Here is an 18,424-nt window from a genome sequence, read left to right on the forward strand (position 1 = left end):
AATTAAAGTAGTTTCTTTTAAAAGATTTTTTTCTCTTTTTACAAGTAGAATTTTATCATCCAGCTGAATGATTAAAATCATTATTTTAAAGGTCGCATCTTTTCTATTTTTTGTAAAAAAGAGTGAATAAATCCTCCAATAAAAGCCCTGTTTAAACAGGAGTTTTGTAAATAACTTTACCTTTGCCTTGATCGTGAAAAAAATTTTCGCAATATTGCTTCTTTCCATTTATTCCTTATCCACTTTAGGATTAAGTTTAAAAAGTTTTTATTGTTGCGGCAATTTGAAATCAGTAACGGTTACCCTTTCACAAAATGAACACCAGAAGTGTTCCAAAGCGGATAACACAGGCGATTGCTGCAAAACAAAATATCAATTGTTCAAAGTAAAAGACAATCATTTTGCTGCTGATCACATTAGTAATCCTGTTAAACATTTTATTGAGTTAAATTTATTTACTTCTTCTTCCCAGGTAATCAATTATCCTTCTCAAGGAATTATCATTGAAAATAAAAGCAACGCGCCTCCCCTAATCTATAGCGTTCCCAATTATATTTTTAATTGCGTTTTTAGAATCTGATTTTTTTCTTTCTATATCGTAAAAGGCTTTTTTCATAAGCCTTCTAACTGCCGTAATATACTTTCATTTACTATTCTTCTTTTTTCATAATACTCCTGACTCATGGAGCAGCCTGGAAATTAAAGGGAAAGAAAATTAATCAACAATGGTTCAAAAATTAATTGAACTTTCACTTCGCAACAGATATATTGTTTTGGCACTCGCATTGGGATTGTTTGCATGGGGAATATTTGCTGTCCAAAAAAATCCGATTGATGCCATTCCAGACCTTTCAGAAAACCAGGTAATTGTTTTTACCGAATGGAACGGACAAAGTCCACAGGTGATGGAAGACCAGGTTACATTCCCATTGGTATCCAACCTGCAAGGGATTCCAAAAATTAAAAACATCCGAGGCACTTCTATGTTTGGGATGAGCTTTGTGTATGTGATTTTTGAGGATGATGTAGATATTTATTGGGCACGTACAAGGGTATTAGAAAGATTAAATTATGCGCAGAGACTGCTTCCACAAGGAGTTTCACCGACCCTCGGCCCTGACGGAACAGGTGTAGGCCATGTTCTCTGGTACACTTTAGATGCAAAAAATTTAGACCTCGGAGAACAGAGAACTTTACAGGACTGGTATATAAAATTTGCATTGCAAACGGTTCCCGGCGTTGCTGAAATAGCTTCTTTCGGTGGCTTCGAAAAGCAATATCAAATAGTAGTTGATCCTTTGAAATTGCAGTATTACAACATCTCTCTCGTGCAGGTAATGAACGCAGTAAAAGCGAATAATAATGACGTAGGCGGAAGAAAATTTGAGATGAGCAACATGTCTTACATCATTCGCGGGATGGGTTATATAAAAGATAAAGAAGACATCGGAAATATTGGTATCGCCAACAACAACGGTATTCCGGTTCGTGTAAAAGATATCGGCAATGTTCAGTTAGGCGGTGCGGAGCGGTTAGGAATTTTTGATGAAAATGGAAATGGAGAAGTTGTCGGAGGTATTGTAGTTATGCGCTATGGAGAGAACGCTGACAATGTGATCAAAGCTGTAAAAGCAAAAATGAAAATTGTTGAAAAAGGTTTGCCTGCTGGCGTCCATTTTAAATTTGCATACGACCGCAGTACATTAATTGAAGCGGCTATTGAAAATATCAAAGAAAAATTAATAGAAGAAATCATAGCCGTATCACTCATTGTTTTACTCTTTTTATTTCACTGGCGAAGCGCTTTGAACATCATCATTCAAATTCCCATCACGATTGCCATCAGTTTTATTTTGTTGAATGCATTTGGTGTTTCATCCAATATAATGTCTTTAACAGGAATTGCACTGGCCATCGGAGTAATCGTTGACAATGGAATCATCATGTCAGAAAACGCGTATCACAATTTGTCGCAGTGGCAAAATGATCCTGCCAATAAATCAAACTAAAAATGGAAAATATTTTCAAAAAGGTTTTGCCTGAAAAGAATTATTTAAAAATTCCGGAAGATGTAAGAAGGCGTATTATTGAAGTTTCCTGTAAGCAGGTTTCAAGAGGCGTATTTTTTTCAACCGTTATTATTATTGCTTCTTTTCTCCCGATATTTTTATTGACCGGCCAGGAAGGAAAATTATTTGCGCCACTGGCTTATACCAAAACATTTATCATTGCTGTAGATGCGATTCTTGTTTTAACGCTGACCCCAGTGTTAATCTCCTTTTTCATGAAAGGAAAATTCACGCCGGAAAGTGCCAACCCACTCAACCGGGGGCTACAAAAAATATATGAACCGCTCGTGCGCCTGTGCATCAAATGGCGCAAAACAACGATCGCTGTGAATATTATTGCTTTGCTGGTGAGCATCCCGTTAATAATGAGCCTGGGTAAAGAATTTATGCCGCCGCTGGATGAAGGTTCTATCTTATTTATGCCGGTGATGATGCCGGACGTTTCTAATACCGAGGTAAAAAGAATATTACAGATCCAGGATAAAATCATTGCTTCTGTTCCCGAGGTAGAAAATGTTTTGGGCAAAGCCGGAAGAGCCAATACCGCAACTGATAATTCGCCGATTAACATGATTGAGACTATTGTTTTATTAAAGCCAAAATCGCAATGGAGAGCCGGTATAACAAAAGAAGACATTGTAAATGAGCTAAACAGCAAATTACAAATTCCGGGTGTTACAAACGGGTTTACGCAGCCAATTATTAACCGGATCAATATGCTGTCCACCGGCATCCGCACTGATGTTGGAATAAAAGTATTTGGGCAGAACCTGGATACCATTTATCAATTTTCCCAAAAAATAAAAAATGAATTGACAGGAATAAACGGGGTTAAAGATCTGTATGTGGAACCCATTACCGGGGGAAAATATATTGACATAAAAATAAAGCGTGAAGAAATAAGCCGCTACGGTTTAAGTGTAGATGATGTAAACGCAGTTGTGCAAAGCGCTTTGGGAGGAATGAAGCTGACGACTACCATTGAAGGCCGCCAACGATTTTCAGTAGTTGCGCGCTACGCCCAGGATTTTCGCGATAATATGGAAGCCTTAAAAAATTTGCAGGTGCAAACCACGCAGTTTGGGCCTATTCCTTTGCAGGCGGTTGCAGATATTTCAATTTCAGAAGGGCCGCCAATGATTAATTCAGAAAATGCATTGCTGCGCGGAACTGTTTTATTTAATGTACGCGACAGAGACCTGGCGGGAACTGTGAAGGAAGCACAAAGCAGGCTAAATACCATGCTTACCAAATTACCTAAAGGTTATTATATAGATTGGAGCGGCCAGTATGAAAATTTAATAAGCAGTGAAAGAACATTGAAGATCATTTTGCCAATTGTGCTGGTTATCATTTTTGTATCCATGTATTTTGCTTTTCATTCTGTGAGGGAAGCATTGTTAAGCCTGATTTCTATTCCTTTCGCATTAATTGGTGGCGCTTTTATGATTTATTTCTGGGGAGTAAATTTATCTGTTGCGGTTGCCGTAGGATTTATTGCCTTGTTTGGTTTGGCGGTGGAAACAGGAATTGTAATGGTGATCTATCTCTATGATTCTATGGAGCAGTTGATTGCAATAAAAGGCAATTCAAGCAAAACAATTACAAAGGCCGATTTGCGTGAATATGTAATTGCCGGCGCTGCCAAAAGAGTGAGGCCAAAGATAATGACAGTTTGCGTGATACTCTTTGGTTTAATTCCTATTCTGTGGAGCTCAGGAGTGGGCAGTGATGTGATGAAACCCATCGTTCTTCCGATGATTGGAGGAGTACTTACTTCAGCAATTCATATTCTTTTAGTAACGCCAATTATTTTTTTAATGAGTAAAGAATATGAATTAAAAAAATATGGAAAAATTGAAGTACCTAATGTAAAACATTAAATCATGAAACGTTTAATAATCAAAATCCTTGTTATTTGTTTGTTTACTGCAAATGTTTATGGGCAGGAGAAGATGACCCTTGAAAATATGTTTTCCATAATTCAAAAAAATCATCCGGAAGTAAAAATGTATGACGCGCAAATCCGTTCCCTTGATGAAGCGGCCAAAGGCGCTAAAAGCTGGCCGGTGCCTGAATTTGGTGCAGGTTTTTTTATGACCCCTTATAATTTAAATCTTACGAAAGCCATGGGTTCGCAAAACGGAGTGGGTTCATTTACGCTTTCTGCATCGCAAATGTTTCCCAACAAAAAAGAACAAAATGCAAACGAATTATACATGCAGGCTTTATCAGCAGTTAATAAACAAAACAAAAAAACTGCTTTAAATGAATTGTATGCTGATGCAAAAAAGAATTACTACGATTGGTTGGTCATTGAAAAGAAATTAACCGTGCTGGATGATAATGAAAAGCTGCTCAATTTTATGATACAAAGCACAGAGCTGCGTTATAAAAATAACCTGGGAAAATTAAATGCTTACTACAAAGCCAAAGGCGAATTAGGCAAAATAGAAAACCAACGTGTGGAATTAAAAAACGAGGTAAAACAAAAACAGATCATTTTAAACACCTTAATGAACCGCAACAAGGATGAAAATTTTATGATTGATACCAATTATGCAATTAAAAGCTACGCTTCAATTGACATCAATTATTTAACCGAAGCACGAAGCGATATTAAAGCCGTAGCACAGGATTTACAAATAAATCAGCTTCAATTGAATCTTGAAAAAGCGAAGCAACTGCCGCAGTTTGGATTGCAATACCAACACATGTTTGGCTTTGGAAAATCGCCCTGGCTTTTCACTTTAATGGCGACAGTAAAAATTCCATTAGCGCCGTGGTCATCCGGTTATTATAAGGCAGGCATTGAAAGTTTAAAATGGAAAGAAAAATCGTTTGAAGCGCAAAAACAAATAATTATAAACCAGGCTTCCGGCGAAGCAGAAGGTTTGCTTTCTTCTATCAACAGTAAAAAAAAGCAGTTGCAATTATTTAGTGAAAATATTATTCCTGCATTGAAAAAGAATTACCAGGTTATGCAACTGGCTTATGAACAAAATACGGGAGGATTATTTGAGTTGTTCGACGCATGGCAAGCCCTGAATATCACTGAGCTCGATTACCTTGATCAGTTACAGGAATTATTAAATCTCCAGGTGCAGTTGGATAAAGTACTGCAGCAAAAATGAAATGAATATGAACATCAGAAGATCAATCATACTAAATGTTTTTCTACTTGGCTTTGTGGTTGCTTCCTTAATATTAACAGGATGCAAAAGAAACCCGGAAAATAAAAAGGTTTCTGCAATTGCAGATACAGAATCAATTTACACCTGCCCGATGCATCCGCAAATAAGAGAACATCATCCGGGTAATTGCCTTATTTGTGGAATGCCTTTGGTGAAAAAAGAAAATGCCAACAGGGAAATTTCACAGATTGATCTTTCCACTTTGCTTCAGTCGAACAATAATGCAGTTGTATCTTCTATGCCTGTTACAACGATGCAATTTGCAAAACAACAGATTCAACTCGAAGCTTTGGGAAGCATAGAATACGATACAAGATTTATGAAAACCATATCTGCAGGAGTTTCAGGGAGAATTGAAAAATTGTACATAAAGTACCGCTATCAGCCGGTGCACAAAGGCGATAAGATTATGAATATTTATAGCCCTGAGCTTTTGACCGGGCAGCAAAATCTTTTGTTCCTGGTAAAGCATGATCCAACAAATACAACTTTGATCAATGCGGCAAAACAAAGATTATTATTGCTGGGGATGACTCAAAACCAACTGCAAAAAGTTATTTCTTCAGGTAAAGCTCTTTTCCTGGTTACGATTTATAGCGACTATTCGGGCCACGTGCATGAAGCAGGAAATAATGCCATGGCATCTCAGCAAGAAATTCCAATGAATGTAACCAGTGAATTATCCATCAAAGAAGGTATGTATGTTGAAAAAGGACAGCCTGTATTCCGGGTAGTTAATATGGACAACATTTGGGTAACACTGAATTTTTTCCCCGGAGAAAATTCGTTGATAAAAGTAGGTACGCCGGTAACCATCATTCCTGAAACAACAGATAAAAAGATTTTTTCGAAAATAGGATTTATAGAACCTTTTTATAAAAATGGTTCCAAAACGATATCAGCAAGAGTTTATCTTAATAATTCGTCGGGTATGATACCTGTAGGAAGCCAGGTAAAAGCTACACTAAACGTTCAAACCAATTTTAGTAATTGGCTGCCAAAAGAATCGGTGCTTTCACTCGGATTAAACAAAGTAGTTTTTTTAAAAGAAGGTGATGTTTTTAAAGCACACCGGGTGAGCACAGGTATTGTAGCTAATAATTTAATCCAGGTGATCGAAGGTTTGGATACAAAAGATACGGTAGCAACAAATGCGCAATTTTTAATAGATAGTGAAGGATTTATAAAATTAAAACAGTGATCATGAAAAATGTTTCTCAATATAATCAGCTGCAAGGAAAAAGCATTTCGAAATTGAATAGCACAAAGAACAGGCATCGTTTCATTGTTATTTCATCATGGTTGGCAGTTATGATATTCATTGCATCATGCAACAATAAAACGCAAACTGCAGTTACTGATCCGGATGTGTATTACACCTGTTCAATGGATCCCCAGGTAGTAGAAGCAAGGCCAGGCAAGTGTCCTATATGCCATATGGAATTAGTGCCCGTAAAGAAAAGCGCAGAACTGAAAAATAATAATGAGTTATCTCTCAGCCCGGAACAAATGCAGTTGGGTAATATAAAAATTGATACAGTTAAAAATGAATTGGTTAATAACCAAATGGTTTTAACCGGCGTATTAAATTTTGATGAAACAAAAATAAATGACGTAAGTGCACGAGTTGCCGGACGCATAGAAAAATTATATTTCAGGAAGATTGGTGATTACATAGCCAAAGGAGCGCCACTGTATGAAATATATAGTGAAGAACTAAACAATGCAAAACAGGAATATTTGTTGGCATTGCAAAAAAAAGAAACGCTTGGAAATTCAATTGTAAATTTTGATGATGTTATTTCTGCGGCAAAAAATAAATTGATCCTGTGGGGGATGAGTGAACAACAGGTAAGGAATATGAATAAAGATTCGCTGGTAAATCCCCGAACCACTTTTTACAGCACCGCGTCAGGTTATGTTACCGAACTAAATTTGCAGGAAGGCGATTACGTTTCCGAAGGCAGCAGCATTGTAAAGCTTGCAGGCCTTTCCACTCTTTGGGTAGAAGCGCAGGTATATGCCACGCAACTTCCGCAATTAGATAATGCAAAAGATGTGATGGTAGAAATACCGGACATTCCAGGAAAAAAAATTGCGGGAAAAATTTCGTTTCAAAACCCTGAATTAAGTTCAGCCACAAGAATAAATCTAATGAGAATAAGTATCCCGAATGAAAACAATCAACTTAAACCCGGGATGGCAGCTTATGTTACGGTAAAAACAGGCGGAGATAATGGGCTTTTTCTTCCATCAGATGCGGTTTTGAGAGATGGTAAAATGGCAATGGTTTGGCTGCAAACTTCACAAAACAAATTTAAAAGCGTAATGGTAGAAACCGGAATGGAAAGTGGTGATATGATTGAAATAAAATCAGGCATTCAACCAAATGACCTGGTAGTAACAACCGGCGCCTATCTTTTGGAAAGCGAATATATTTTCAGGAAAGGGGCAAGCTCGATGGGAGACATGGGCGGAATGAAAATGTAGGTGAGATGAGGTGTGTTTTTTCGACAATTTTTTTTATTCTGTAAGAAAATATTTCCTGATTGTTGATTAAAATTTACATAAAGGATCAAGCAATTAAAATATCGATATCACCAATAACACCAATATCAAACAGTAAACAAACAAAAAACTTCAATTTCTATTTTTAAAAATAACAATAATGAAAAATACATTTTTTGCCATTGCAATTGGCACAATCACATTAGCTGCCTGTTATAACAGCAGCAATAAACTTAACGAAATAAATAAAATAAACAATGAGTCTACAAAAGCAAATGTGGCAACATCGCAACTAAAATCTTCTTCACCTGTGGGTGAGATTTTAGCCGATTATCTGCAAATGAAAAATGCCTTTGCCAACGATAACGACAAGGAAGCTGCTGCCGCCGGAAACAAGATGGTAAAATCTTTTGAAAATTTTGATGAGGCGTCGTTAACAGCGGATAAAAAGAAAATCTTCAATGATATAAGAGATGATGCAAAAGAAAATGCTGAACATATTGGTATGAACGCGGGCAACATCAAACACCAGCGCGAACATTTTGATATGCTCAGTAAAGATATGTATGACCTGGTAAAAGCCTTTGGAGCCGGGCGAACCCTGTACCAGGACTATTGCCCGATGTACAATGATAATAAAGGCGCCACATGGCTAAGCGAAACAAAAGAAATTAAAAATCCCTATCTCGGGAAAGATATGGATACCTGCGGTTCAGTAAAAGAAGAACTCAAATAATACAAGATGGGCCGGATAAAAAAAATCCTGTTGGGGATATTGGTTGTAATAATTGCCATTCAATTCATTCAGCCTGCCCGCAATAAAAGCGCGCGGGTATTGCCAACGGACGTTTCAAAAATATATAACGTTCCCGAAAACGTACAGGCAATTTTAAAAAGATCATGCTACGACTGCCATAGCAACAATACTATTTATCCCTGGTACTCCTGGATTCAACCGGCCGGGTGGTGGCTCGCCTCTCATATAAAAAGAGGAAAAGAAGAATTGAATTTTAGTGAGTTCGGAACTTACTCTAGCCGCAAGCAGCGAAGTAAATTATTTTCAATAACGAAAAGTGTTGAAGATGGCACCATGCCCCTCCCTTCTTATACTTTGATGCATACGAATTTGAAGCTTTCTAAAGAGGATAAAGCGATCATTATTAACTGGGCATCTAAAACAAAAGACAGCGTTTCACTACTCCACGAATGACGCGCTGGAAGAGCAGTAAAATGGAATAACTATTAGTAAAGTTTGGGACAAAAAAATTAAGAAACCCTTGATTTTACTGGATTTCTTAGTTTTCACTTACATTCATCTAACTGATTTCAGCGGAGAGTTAGGGATTCGAACCCCAGGAGGTGTGACCCTCAACGGTTTTCAAGACCGCCGCATTAGACCGCTCTGCCAACTCTCCGGCGCAAAAATAAGGCTTGATGGTTAATCAAAAAACTTATTAGATAATTTTTTTAGAGAATAGTTCCAGGAATAATTTTTTAACCTGTATATATAAAAAAACCGTTTCCTTTGGAAACGGCTCTTAGATTGCCAGTCAAATAAAAGTCTTTGACTCTAAAAAAATAGTTTACAATTATTTAGTTGAATCTATAACTGTTTTAGTTGTATCAGTTGCCATCGCGTGAGCGGTATCTACTGCAGCAGGAGCTGTTGTTGTATCAACGGTAGTAACTGTGGTTGTAGTATCAGAAGTAGATTCTGTAGAAGAAGAACCACTGTTACAAGCTGTCATAAAAGCAGCGATTGCGAGAACGGCAAATAATTTTTTCATTTGTTTTAATTTTAGGTTTTTAATTATTTCTTATTTATACCCGTATTTCGAAAAAGTAACCCACCCGATAAAATTTTTTTAAATTCTTTTTTGGGTTACTTTTCCGTTTTATACGTATTAATAATTAGCCGGGTGAAAACTATTGAACAGGAAACACTTTTATTAAAAGGCCTCGCAGCAAATGATACTGAAGCTATTGAGACGATTTACCGTGATAACTTTTCTGCAATCAAGGGCTATATAATAAAGAATAATGGTTATACTGATGATGCGCTTGATGTTTTCCAGGAGGCCATGATTGTTTTATTTGAAAAGGTTAAATCAGGTTCCTTTACACTAAGCTGCCAATTGCAAACTTATTTGTATTCTATTTGCCGGCGGCTTTGGTTAAAGAAATTACAAAAGCAAAACCGGTTTAACCCTTCCCTTGAAACAATTGAGGAAATTGTGCCGGTAGAAGATGATCTTGAATTCCATGAAAAAAAGAACAACGATTTTTTATTTATGGAAAGTGCATTGGCAAAAATTGGAGAGCCTTGCAAAAGTTTACTTGAGGCTTTCTATCTCGAAAAAAAGACAATGCCTGAAATAGCTGAAGCTTTCGGATATACCAACGCTGATAATGCTAAAACACAGAAATACAAATGCCTTGTGAGACTAAAAAAAATATTCTTCGCTCAATATAAAAACAAAGACTGAAAATGGAAGAAAATTTACTACTGGATGCGATTGAAAGATATCGGAATGGCCAAATGGATAAACATGAGAAAATATTTTTTGAGGAATTGAAAAGTAATAATCCTGAAATTGACGAGGTAGTTGCTGAACATGCTTTTTTCCTGGCTGAGCTTGAGAGAATGAGCGAGCAGAAACAACTTCGCCATAATCTAAATGAAATCGAAAATAAGCTGATTAATGAAGGGGTGATTTCCGGAAGCAAGGCAAAAGGAAAAGCGAAAATAGTTTATCTCTGGAACCGCTATCGCCGCACGATCGCCGTAGCAGCAGCTATTGCCTGTCTTGTTTCTTTAAGCACTGCAACGATTATTTCGAAATATTCCGAAAATAAAAAAGTAGCTGTGATTACCCCTTTGGTGGATCATAAACTCAACCAGTTTGAATACAAACTGAACGAAATTGAACATAAGTTAAATGACGCTGCTACTACTGCTCATCCTTCATCCAAACCAAAATTTGAAGCCAATTTCAGGGCCACGGGCTTTTTGGTAGATGGAAAAGGCTATTTAATTACTAATGCACACGTAGTTCAAAATGCTAAAAACCTTGTGGTGGAAAATAAAAAAGGAGATCAATTTTATGCAGAACAGATTTATTCAAATTCTGTAACTGATTTGGCAATTTTAAAAATCACTGATACTTCGTTTACTAAAGTATCAGACCTTCCTTATACATTCACAAAATCGGGCGCCGAACTGGCAGAACCCATTTTTACATTGGGCTATCCGCGCGAGGAAGTAGTATATGGCGAAGGCTATTTAAGCGCTAAATCCGGATATTACGGAGATACTACTTCTTATCAAATCAGTATTTCTGTGAATCCAGGAAATAGTGGCGGCCCCGTTATTGATAAGAATGGCGAGGTAATTGGGATTATCAGCAGTAAAGAAACCAATGCCGACGGTGTAGTGTTTGCTATCAAGTCTAAAAATATCTATTCGGCATTAAAGGAGATTAAAAAAGATAAAGATATTACTATTAAAACACCAACTGTTAATTCCCTCAAAGGTTTAGATCGAGTAAAACAAATAAAAAAACTGGAAGATTTTGTTTATAAAGTGAAAGGAAATTAGTGTCCAAACGCTTGCATGAAAAGGCCCGGTTTAAAGCCGGGCTTTTTTATATCTGTAAACTTTTTTATAGTAAAGCGATAAATAAGCCGAATTTTTATTTTATTGAAACAATTGTTCGGGGTAGGCTCCTTCGGCCACTAATTTGTGAATTTCTTCTTTCACCTGCGGAGCGTCTTCTTTATAGGTAACCCCAAACCATTGCGCAGACGTAGGAATCACTTTTATTTCTCCTTTGCCATCCGCAATAAAAGCATCCCCTATAATGGGAATAAAAAATTCTGCTTTTGGATTGCCGCCGTTTTCCTGCAAAAACCTGATAAATAATTTTTGAATGTATTCAAAAACATTTGGGTCGAACCCCCAGAAATTCATGCTCACTACCGTGTCTGCCGGCAAGGGAACATTCATTCCTGATTCAGTATAATAAATTTTTCCATCCTCGGGAAAAATTTTAGTTCTTTCATTGATATGAGTCAGATTGCCGTCGATATCCACTTCGCAAACACCCCGGCTTACGGTTCCGTTTTCAGAAATAGTTTTTGAAAGTTCGTAACCAATGATGCAATATTTTTTTGGCGACACTTCTTCAGTCAGAAATTTTACTGCCTTATCAAAAGCATCGCGGCCATAAAAATCATCGGCATTAATTACTGCAAATGGTTCGTGAATAACTTCCTTGGCGCATAGGACCGCATGCGCAGTTCCCCAAGGTTTAGTGCGTTCTGCAGGCAGTTGAAATCCTTCCGTAAATGAACTCATCTCCTGGTAAACATATTCAGTCTGTATTTTCCCTTTTAGTTTGGGTTCAAAAAGATTTTTAAAATCTGTGGCAAACGATTCCCTTATAATAAAAACGACTTTTCCAAAACCGCTTGCTATAGCGTCGTAAATTGAATAGTCAATAATGGTTTCGCCATTTGGGCCGAAAGAATCCATTTGTTTAATGCCGCCATACCGGCTTCCCATACCTGCTGCTAATACTAAAAGTGTCGGTTTCATCAGAGAGTATATTTAAGTTTATGTTGAAAAATAAATGATTTTAAAGCTTTGTTTTTTTTATAAATTAAATTGCCGCGAAATTAAGCAAGAAACATTTATGCCACTTTCTGTCTTCTCCAAAATTAGTGCGACGTTACCATTGAAGGAGCCTGGAATCATGGATTTAGAAGATAGCCTTTTTGATAAAAAAGGGATTAGTGTTTCTATGCTCAGGCTGGATAATATTCATCCGGTTGTTTCCGGCAATAAATTATTCAAGCTTGTTTACTTTTTGAAAGACGCAATTGAGTCTGGCCATAAAACCGTAATTACTTTTGGTGGAGCTTATTCAAACCACCTGGCGGCTACTGCCTTTGCCTGCGAAAGCTTACAACTAAAATCCGTTGGAATCGTTAGGGGTGAACCTGCAAAAAATCTTTCCCACACGTTGCAATTTTGTCTTGAACATGGAATGGGGCTTGAACTTATAAGCCGAAGTAATTACAAAAATGTTGATGAAAACTATTTAAAAGAAATCAAAGAAACTTTCGGTGAGCATATCCTGATTCCTGAAGGTGGCTTTTCAGAAAAAGGAAAACGCGGAGCTTCTTTGATAAATGAATATTTTGATGGTAAGCATTTTACTCATGTGGCGCTTCCGGTTGGAACGGCAACAACAATGGCTGGTATTATAGATGTCAATAAGACTGATTCAAAAATTTTAGGATTTGGAATTTTAAAAGGCATGAACGATTTACAAAAAAGGTTTCGGCTTTTAAAAGTAGCTCCGAAAAAAGATTTTGTATTAATCAATGACTATCATTTTGGCGGTTATGCAAAAAAAAGCAAGGAACTGATTTCTTTTATGAATGATTTTTTTGATAAACATTTAATACCACTTGATTTTGTTTATACTGCTAAAATGATGTTTGGTATGTATGACCTGACAGGCAAAAATTTCTTTGAAAGGGGCTCTAAAATTTTGTGTATTCATACCGGCGGACTTCAGGGTAACAAATCTTTAGGGGAAAACGTCTTACATTACGATTGATGATATCGAATTTTTGATTTTAGAGTTTTCAGATTTGTAACTGCAGTTTCGTATTTGTTATTTCCCAAAATAAATCGTTGTGGGTATTTTTTGCAGTAAACAAATAAATAGGATCATTTTTTATTTTATAAGCCACGATGTTTGGATTAATTTTGAAAAAAAAGTTTATGCCAGATCAAGCAGCCGCACCCAACCAGCTTAATATTGAAATTTCGGAAGAAGTATCTGAGGGACAATATGCCAACCTTGCCATTATTACTCACAGCCACGCTGAATTTGTAGTAGATTTTGTAAACGTGATGCCCGGAACACCAAAAAGCAAAGTTAAAAGCCGTATCATTCTCACTCCGTCTCATGCAAAGCGCTTTATGAAAGCTATGATTGAAAATGTAAAGAAATTTGAAGCCACCAATGGGCCAATCCAGGATTTAGAGGCAGTGGAATTGCCAATGAATTTTGGCGGGCCAACTGCCCAGGCCTGAGCCAAGCCATTCAATTTTTTGGATACGCAGAATTTACATCAACCCTTCATCTGCAAAGCTGTAATAACCTTCATCGCTGACAATAAGATGGTCCATCACTTTGATGTCGAGTAATTTTCCTGCACTTTTTAGTTTGGCAGTTAGTTCCTCATCCGAGCGGCTGGGTTTCAGGCTTCCTGAAGGATGATTATGGCAAAGCACCAAAGAAGTTGCCTGCACTTCCAGCGCTTTCAAAAAAATAATTCTCGGATCGACGATGGTTTGATTTATCCCTCCTTTGCTTAAGATTTCAAAATGCTTCACCTTTCCTGACACATTCATAAAAACCACTGCGAAAACTTCATAGGTATAATCTTTTAAAGATGATTTTAAAAAACTGGCTAATTGTGAACTGGAATGAATGCGCTTTTTATCGAGGATAGTAGTTCCGTGACGCCTTCTGCCCAATTCTAATGCGGCAATGATTGTTACAGCACGTGCTTCACCGATTCCTTTGATAGTTCTGAGATCTTTTATCGAAACTTTTCCCAATTCATCAAGATTATCTTCGCTTAATTTCAGCACTTTTTTAGCTAGATCAAGCGCACTTTCCTTACCGCTGCCACTATTAATTAAAATGGCAAGCAGTTCTGAATCACTTAAACTTTCCCTTCCTTTTGACAAAAGCTTTTCTCTGGGCCTGTCATCAATCGCCCAGTTTTTTATGGAGGTGGATGACTTGTTAGTACTTTCCATAAATCAGAGTTTATTTCCAAAAATATTAATTATAATTTCGCCAAACTAATTATCTCACAACTTAATAGTATGCATCCGAACGTAAAACTCTTTTCGGGAACCGGCTCTCAATATCTTGCCAAACAAATCGCATTAAGATTTGGAGAACCTTTGGGTAAAATAAATATTCAAAAATTCAGTGACGGTGAAATCGGAGTAGAATATGTAGAAAGCATACGGGGCCAATTTGTTTTTTTGATACAAAGCACATTTTCACCCACTGATAACCTGATGGAGTTGCTGCTGATGATTGATGCGGCAAAAAGAGCTTCGGCGGATAAGGTAATTGCGGTGATTCCTTATTATGGCTATGCAAGACAGGACAGGAAAGATAAACCAAGGGTGGCCATAGGGTCTAAATTGGTAGCCAATATGATTGTGGCTGCCGGTGCCGACAGGATAATTACAATGGATCTTCATGCGCCGCAAATCCAGGGATATTTTGATATTCCGGTGGATCACCTCGATTCGTCTGCCATTTATATTCCTTATATAGAAGATTTGGACCTTGAAAATTTAACTTTTGCTGCGCCTGATGTTGGCAGTGCAAACAGGATTAGGGAAATTGCCAGTTATTTTGAAGTGGACATGGTAATTTGTGACAAACACAGAAGAAGGGCCAATGAAATAGCAAGTATGGTGGTGATTGGTGATGTCACTAACCGCAACATTGTACTGATTGATGATATCTGCGACACCGGTGGTACCTTGTGTAAAAGTGCAGGTTTATTATTGGAAAAGGGCGCGAGAAGTGTGCGGGCTTTTTGCACGCACCCTGTTTTAAGCAATAATGCGTATGAAAATATTCAAAATAGCGTTTTGGAAGAATTAGTGGTTTGCGATACCATTCCGATACAAAAAAAAGTCGACAAGATTAAAGTAGTATCTGTAGCCGATCTTTTTGCGGTGGCTATACGAAACGCGTACGAAAATAAAAGCATCAATAGCCTGTTTATCAGAAGTAAAATGCACAAAAAGAATCTGGCTAACTAATATACAGCCGATTTTTTTCAGATTAAATGGCTTTCCAGTAAAAGCACAAAAAAGTAAGACTTTTATTTTGGGTTAACCGGATTTTTTCGCTTTGAGGCATGCTTTAATTTCCAATTTTTCACCTACCTTTGCGCCTCAAAAAATTAAAACTTTAAAATGAAAACAATTACAATCGAAGGACAACTCAGGACCGAATTTGGCAAAGCAGCCACCCGCCAGCTTCGCTCTGAGGATAAAGTGCCTGCTGTAATTTACGGAGGTGCAAAAGAAATAAATTTTTCTGCTCCGGCATCAGCGTTCAAAGGTATTATTTACACGCCGGAATTTATGCAGGCAGAAGTTCGTGTGGACGGCAACTCTTACAATTGCGTGTTAAAGGACCTGCAATTTGGCAAAGTGACAGACGACCTGATTCATGTAGATTTTCTTGAGCTGGTAGCCGATAAAAAGGTGACAGTAAATATTCCTATCAAATTTACAGGCGTACCGCAAGGCGTAAAGGAAGGAGGAAAATTAGTAACCAAGATTAAATCATTAAAAGTAAAATCACTTCCGAAATATTTGGTGGAAAATATTGAAGTAAATATTGATGATCTTAAATTAAATGAAAATATTCGCGTGCAGGATGTGAAGCCGGAAAACATGGAAATTATGAATTCTCCCCGCATTCCGATAGCGTCAGTAACTATGACCCGTCAATTAAAACAGGAGGAAGCTAAAGCAGCGCCAGCGACTACCGACGCAAAAGCTGCTCCCGCGGCTGAAGCTAAAGGTGCTCCTGCAAAAAAATAGTATAAAGTCTGAAGGAAATGCCCTCTTTTAATAAGGGGGCTTTTTTATTTAATAGTAATCATTCAAAAAACGCTCTCGTGCAGTTTTGCTTACATTTGCACACTAATTTAAATTGGGTATGGATAGAAATACGGTAATAGGTTTTGTATTGCTGGCTCTTTTATTTTTTGGATATTTTTTTTATTCTCAAAAGGGGCAGATGGCCGCTGAACAACAACAGAAGCATATCCAAGACTCTATAAACAGATTAAAGCCTAAAATAGATACGGCAGCCAGGATGAAGGCAATCAACGATTCCATCACGGCAAAAAAAGATACCCTCGCTTCAGCTTTTAAACAGGATTCAACGGGCAAAGAACAATTGCTGACTGTAGAAAATAAAGTGCTGAAAATTACATTTACGAATAAAGGCGGCCAGCCCAAGGAAATACTAATTAAAAATTTTAAAACTTTTGATGGAAGGCCGCTGATATTGCAGGATGGAAGTTTTAATGATATTTCTTATGCTGTGCAAACGGGTAACCAAACCGTTCAGACCTCAGATCTTCTTTTTACGCCCTCAGCCGTTCAGGTAGCTGCCGACAGTAGCCAGGTAATTAATTTCACTGTCCAAACAAGCGGCGGACAGTCCATTGAGCATCAATATATAATTAAACCTGATGATTATATGCTGGGCTTTAATATTAAGTTGGATGGCGCTAACCAACTTGTGCCAAATAATATAGTGAATTTATTATGGAAAGCAAAAGCCACTAAAAAAGAAAAAGATATTGAATGGGAAACGCAACAATCTCATATTTCTTATGTTGAAAACGGGGATTACGATTTTCAGCATATTGTAAAAGGAAAAGATGACAGCCAGAAATTTGACCAGCCTGTGGAATGGCTTGCTCTCAACCAGCAATTTTTTGCGGCAGCTATTGTTGCAAAAAACAAATTTAATTCCGGGGAAATTAGCTGGAAATCGCCTGAGGATACCAGCAAACATGTTATTGCAGAAGCGTCAGCCGTGCTTAAGCTGGATATTTCTTCTGCAAAAGACGCGGTAATTCCTTTGCAATTATTTTATGGCCCGAGCGATTATAAAATTCTTAAATCCTATGGCAACCAAATGTATAATATGGTTCCGCTTGGTAGTGGAATTCTTGCATTTGTTAAATATATAAATCGTGGATTTATTATGCCGGTTTTTAATTTTCTTTCAAGCAAAATTGCGAGCTATGGTCTTGTAATAGCCTTATTAACTATAATTATCCGGCTATTAATTTCGCCACTTACTTATCAAAGCTATTTAAGTGGCGCGAAGATGAAATTATTGAAGCCTGAAATAGAGCAATTAAAAACGAAATTTAAAGATGACAAACAGGCGTTTGGCATGGAACAAATGAAATTATTCAAAAGCGCCGGCGTAAACCCGCTCGGTGGTTGCATTCCGGCTTTGTTTCAGGTTCCCATCTTTTTTGCACTGTACGATTTCTTCAATTCCAATATAGCGCTCCGGCATCAAAGTTTTTTATGGGCGAAGGATTTATCCACCTACGATTCTATAGTTAATCTTTCTTTCAGTATTCCGTTTTACGGTAGCCACGTAAGTTTATTTACTATAACGGCTGCTGTTACAAGCATGCTTATTTCGGTATATGGCATGAGCAATATGCAGGATAACAGCAATCCTGTAATGAAATATATTCCCTATATTTTCCCGGTGGTTTTGATAGGAGTATTTAACAGGATGCCCGCCGCGCTTACGTGGTATTATACTGTTTCAAATGTGATTACTCTTCTTATTCAATTTGTAATTCAAAAATATATTATCGATCATGATAAAATAATGGCGAAGCTGCAGGAAAATAAGAAGAAACCTGCTGCCCAAAGCAAATGGCAGGAGAGGGTAAACGCGATGCAGCAGTCCAACGCAAAACTCAAATCCATGAAAGAAAAGAGCGACGCACTAAAAAAGAAAAGGTAAGTGCAACTATTATTTG

The 18,424-nt window shown here is 37.4% G+C and carries 18 protein-coding genes and 1 tRNA gene; 15 read left to right on the forward strand and 4 right to left on the reverse strand.

Going from position 1 to position 18,424, the window contains the following annotated elements; genetic code table 11:
• Positions 1-193: 193 nt before the first annotated feature.
• From EFY79_RS00235 to EFY79_RS00270, 8 genes are all read left to right on the forward strand, one after another.
• On the forward strand, positions 194-580 hold the full coding sequence (locus tag EFY79_RS00235) for an HYC_CC_PP family protein (protein ID WP_123118663.1): 387 nt from the start codon (positions 194-196) through the stop codon (positions 578-580).
• Between the two features lie 145 nt (positions 581-725).
• Complete coding sequence (locus EFY79_RS21830) at positions 726-2,009, forward strand: efflux RND transporter permease subunit (protein ID WP_123118664.1); 1,284 nt, start codon at positions 726-728, stop codon at positions 2,007-2,009.
• Between the two features lie 2 nt (positions 2,010-2,011).
• Positions 2,012-3,952, forward strand: a complete 1,941-nt coding sequence (locus EFY79_RS21835; RefSeq protein WP_123118665.1) for an efflux RND transporter permease subunit — start codon at positions 2,012-2,014, stop codon at positions 3,950-3,952.
• A gap of 3 nt (positions 3,953-3,955) precedes the next feature.
• Entirely contained in the window at positions 3,956-5,203 is a 1,248-nt protein-coding gene (locus EFY79_RS00250) for a TolC family protein (protein ID WP_123118666.1), read from the forward strand.
• A gap of 7 nt (positions 5,204-5,210) precedes the next feature.
• A complete protein-coding gene (locus EFY79_RS00255) occupies positions 5,211-6,464 on the forward strand; it encodes an efflux RND transporter periplasmic adaptor subunit (RefSeq protein ID WP_158605109.1) in 1,254 nt (417 codons plus the stop codon).
• Positions 6,465-6,466: 2 nt separating this feature from the next.
• Positions 6,467-7,753 carry an efflux RND transporter periplasmic adaptor subunit gene (locus EFY79_RS00260; protein ID WP_123118668.1) on the forward strand — a complete coding sequence of 429 codons (1,287 nt, stop codon included), beginning with the start codon at positions 6,467-6,469 and terminating at the stop codon, positions 7,751-7,753.
• Positions 7,754-7,931: 178 nt separating this feature from the next.
• The gene (locus EFY79_RS00265) at positions 7,932-8,507 is read left to right on the forward strand and encodes a DUF3347 domain-containing protein (protein WP_123118669.1); all 576 of its coding nucleotides are present in this window, start codon (positions 7,932-7,934) and stop codon (positions 8,505-8,507) included.
• 6 nt (positions 8,508-8,513) lie between these two features.
• Positions 8,514-8,981, forward strand: coding sequence for a heme-binding domain-containing protein (locus EFY79_RS00270; protein ID WP_123118670.1), 468 nt, complete (start codon positions 8,514-8,516; stop codon positions 8,979-8,981).
• Between the two features lie 120 nt (positions 8,982-9,101).
• Here EFY79_RS00270 and EFY79_RS00275 read toward each other — a convergent pair.
• A tRNA-Ser gene (locus EFY79_RS00275) sits at positions 9,102-9,186 on the reverse strand.
• 174 nt (positions 9,187-9,360) lie between these two features.
• A complete protein-coding gene (locus tag EFY79_RS00280) occupies positions 9,361-9,558 on the reverse strand; it encodes a hypothetical protein (RefSeq protein ID WP_123118671.1) in 198 nt (65 codons plus the stop codon).
• A 132-nt stretch (positions 9,559-9,690) separates the two neighbouring features.
• Here EFY79_RS00280 and EFY79_RS00285 point away from each other — a divergent pair, with 132 nt between their 5' ends.
• Positions 9,691-10,257, forward strand: coding sequence for an RNA polymerase sigma factor (locus tag EFY79_RS00285; RefSeq protein ID WP_123119203.1), 567 nt, complete (start codon positions 9,691-9,693; stop codon positions 10,255-10,257).
• A 2-nt stretch (positions 10,258-10,259) separates the two neighbouring features.
• Positions 10,260-11,369 carry a S1C family serine protease gene (locus EFY79_RS00290; RefSeq protein WP_123118672.1) on the forward strand — a complete coding sequence of 370 codons (1,110 nt, stop codon included), beginning with the start codon at positions 10,260-10,262 and terminating at the stop codon, positions 11,367-11,369.
• A 99-nt stretch (positions 11,370-11,468) separates the two neighbouring features.
• On the opposite strand, the gene EFY79_RS00295 is transcribed toward EFY79_RS00290, so the two are convergent.
• On the reverse strand, positions 11,469-12,368 hold the full coding sequence (locus EFY79_RS00295; protein ID WP_123118673.1) for a sugar phosphate nucleotidyltransferase: 900 nt from the start codon (positions 12,366-12,368) through the stop codon (positions 11,469-11,471).
• 157 nt (positions 12,369-12,525) lie between these two features.
• On the opposite strand from EFY79_RS00295, the gene EFY79_RS00300 reads away from it, so the two are divergent.
• Together EFY79_RS00300 and EFY79_RS00305 are read left to right on the forward strand one after the other, a co-directional pair.
• The gene (locus EFY79_RS00300) at positions 12,526-13,398 is read left to right on the forward strand and encodes a 1-aminocyclopropane-1-carboxylate deaminase/D-cysteine desulfhydrase (RefSeq protein ID WP_158605110.1); all 873 of its coding nucleotides are present in this window, start codon (positions 12,526-12,528) and stop codon (positions 13,396-13,398) included.
• A 167-nt stretch (positions 13,399-13,565) separates the two neighbouring features.
• A complete protein-coding gene (locus EFY79_RS00305) occupies positions 13,566-13,880 on the forward strand; it encodes a DUF3467 domain-containing protein (RefSeq protein WP_123119204.1) in 315 nt (104 codons plus the stop codon).
• 33 nt (positions 13,881-13,913) lie between these two features.
• Here EFY79_RS00305 and radC read toward each other — a convergent pair whose 3' ends face one another.
• The gene (gene radC / locus EFY79_RS00310) at positions 13,914-14,615 is read right to left on the reverse strand and encodes a RadC family protein (RefSeq protein ID WP_123118675.1); all 702 of its coding nucleotides are present in this window, start codon (positions 14,613-14,615) and stop codon (positions 13,914-13,916) included.
• A 69-nt stretch (positions 14,616-14,684) separates the two neighbouring features.
• On the opposite strand from radC, the gene EFY79_RS00315 reads away from it, so the two are divergent.
• The 3 genes from EFY79_RS00315 (at position 14,685) to yidC (ending at position 18,408) form a co-directional block, all read left to right on the forward strand.
• The gene (locus EFY79_RS00315; RefSeq protein WP_123118676.1) at positions 14,685-15,647 is read left to right on the forward strand and encodes a ribose-phosphate diphosphokinase; all 963 of its coding nucleotides are present in this window, start codon (positions 14,685-14,687) and stop codon (positions 15,645-15,647) included.
• Positions 15,648-15,803: 156 nt separating this feature from the next.
• On the forward strand, positions 15,804-16,439 hold the full coding sequence (locus EFY79_RS00320) for a 50S ribosomal protein L25 (protein ID WP_123118677.1): 636 nt from the start codon (positions 15,804-15,806) through the stop codon (positions 16,437-16,439).
• 118 nt (positions 16,440-16,557) lie between these two features.
• Positions 16,558-18,408, forward strand: coding sequence for a membrane protein insertase YidC (yidC, locus tag EFY79_RS00325; protein ID WP_233577890.1), 1,851 nt, complete (start codon positions 16,558-16,560; stop codon positions 18,406-18,408).
• Positions 18,409-18,424 lie beyond the last annotated feature (16 nt).

The sequence above is a fragment of the Hanamia caeni genome, assembly GCF_003721595.1.
GTDB lineage: Bacteria > Bacteroidota > Bacteroidia > Chitinophagales > Chitinophagaceae > Ginsengibacter > Ginsengibacter caeni.

Coding starts and splice junctions, on each gene's coding strand:
- EFY79_RS21830 (WP_123118664.1), top strand. CDS start 726: ATGGTTCAAAAATTAATTGAACTTTCACTTCGCAACAGATATATTGTT.
- EFY79_RS21835 (WP_123118665.1), top strand. CDS start 2,012: ATGGAAAATATTTTCAAAAAGGTTTTGCCTGAAAAGAATTATTTAAAA.
- EFY79_RS00250 (WP_123118666.1), top strand. CDS start 3,956: ATGAAACGTTTAATAATCAAAATCCTTGTTATTTGTTTGTTTACTGCA.
- EFY79_RS00255 (WP_158605109.1), top strand. CDS start 5,211: ATGAACATCAGAAGATCAATCATACTAAATGTTTTTCTACTTGGCTTT.
- EFY79_RS00260 (WP_123118668.1), top strand. CDS start 6,467: ATGAAAAATGTTTCTCAATATAATCAGCTGCAAGGAAAAAGCATTTCG.
- EFY79_RS00265 (WP_123118669.1), top strand. CDS start 7,932: ATGAAAAATACATTTTTTGCCATTGCAATTGGCACAATCACATTAGCT.
- EFY79_RS00270 (WP_123118670.1), top strand. CDS start 8,514: ATGGGCCGGATAAAAAAAATCCTGTTGGGGATATTGGTTGTAATAATT.
- EFY79_RS00280 (WP_123118671.1), bottom strand. CDS start 9,558: ATGAAAAAATTATTTGCCGTTCTCGCAATCGCTGCTTTTATGACAGCT.
- EFY79_RS00290 (WP_123118672.1), top strand. CDS start 10,260: ATGGAAGAAAATTTACTACTGGATGCGATTGAAAGATATCGGAATGGC.
- EFY79_RS00295 (WP_123118673.1), bottom strand. CDS start 12,368: ATGAAACCGACACTTTTAGTATTAGCAGCAGGTATGGGAAGCCGGTAT.
- EFY79_RS00300 (WP_158605110.1), top strand. CDS start 12,526: ATGGATTTAGAAGATAGCCTTTTTGATAAAAAAGGGATTAGTGTTTCT.
- EFY79_RS00305 (WP_123119204.1), top strand. CDS start 13,566: ATGCCAGATCAAGCAGCCGCACCCAACCAGCTTAATATTGAAATTTCG.
- radC (WP_123118675.1), bottom strand. CDS start 14,615: ATGGAAAGTACTAACAAGTCATCCACCTCCATAAAAAACTGGGCGATT.
- EFY79_RS00315 (WP_123118676.1), top strand. CDS start 14,685: ATGCATCCGAACGTAAAACTCTTTTCGGGAACCGGCTCTCAATATCTT.
- EFY79_RS00320 (WP_123118677.1), top strand. CDS start 15,804: ATGAAAACAATTACAATCGAAGGACAACTCAGGACCGAATTTGGCAAA.
- yidC (WP_233577890.1), top strand. CDS start 16,558: ATGGATAGAAATACGGTAATAGGTTTTGTATTGCTGGCTCTTTTATTT.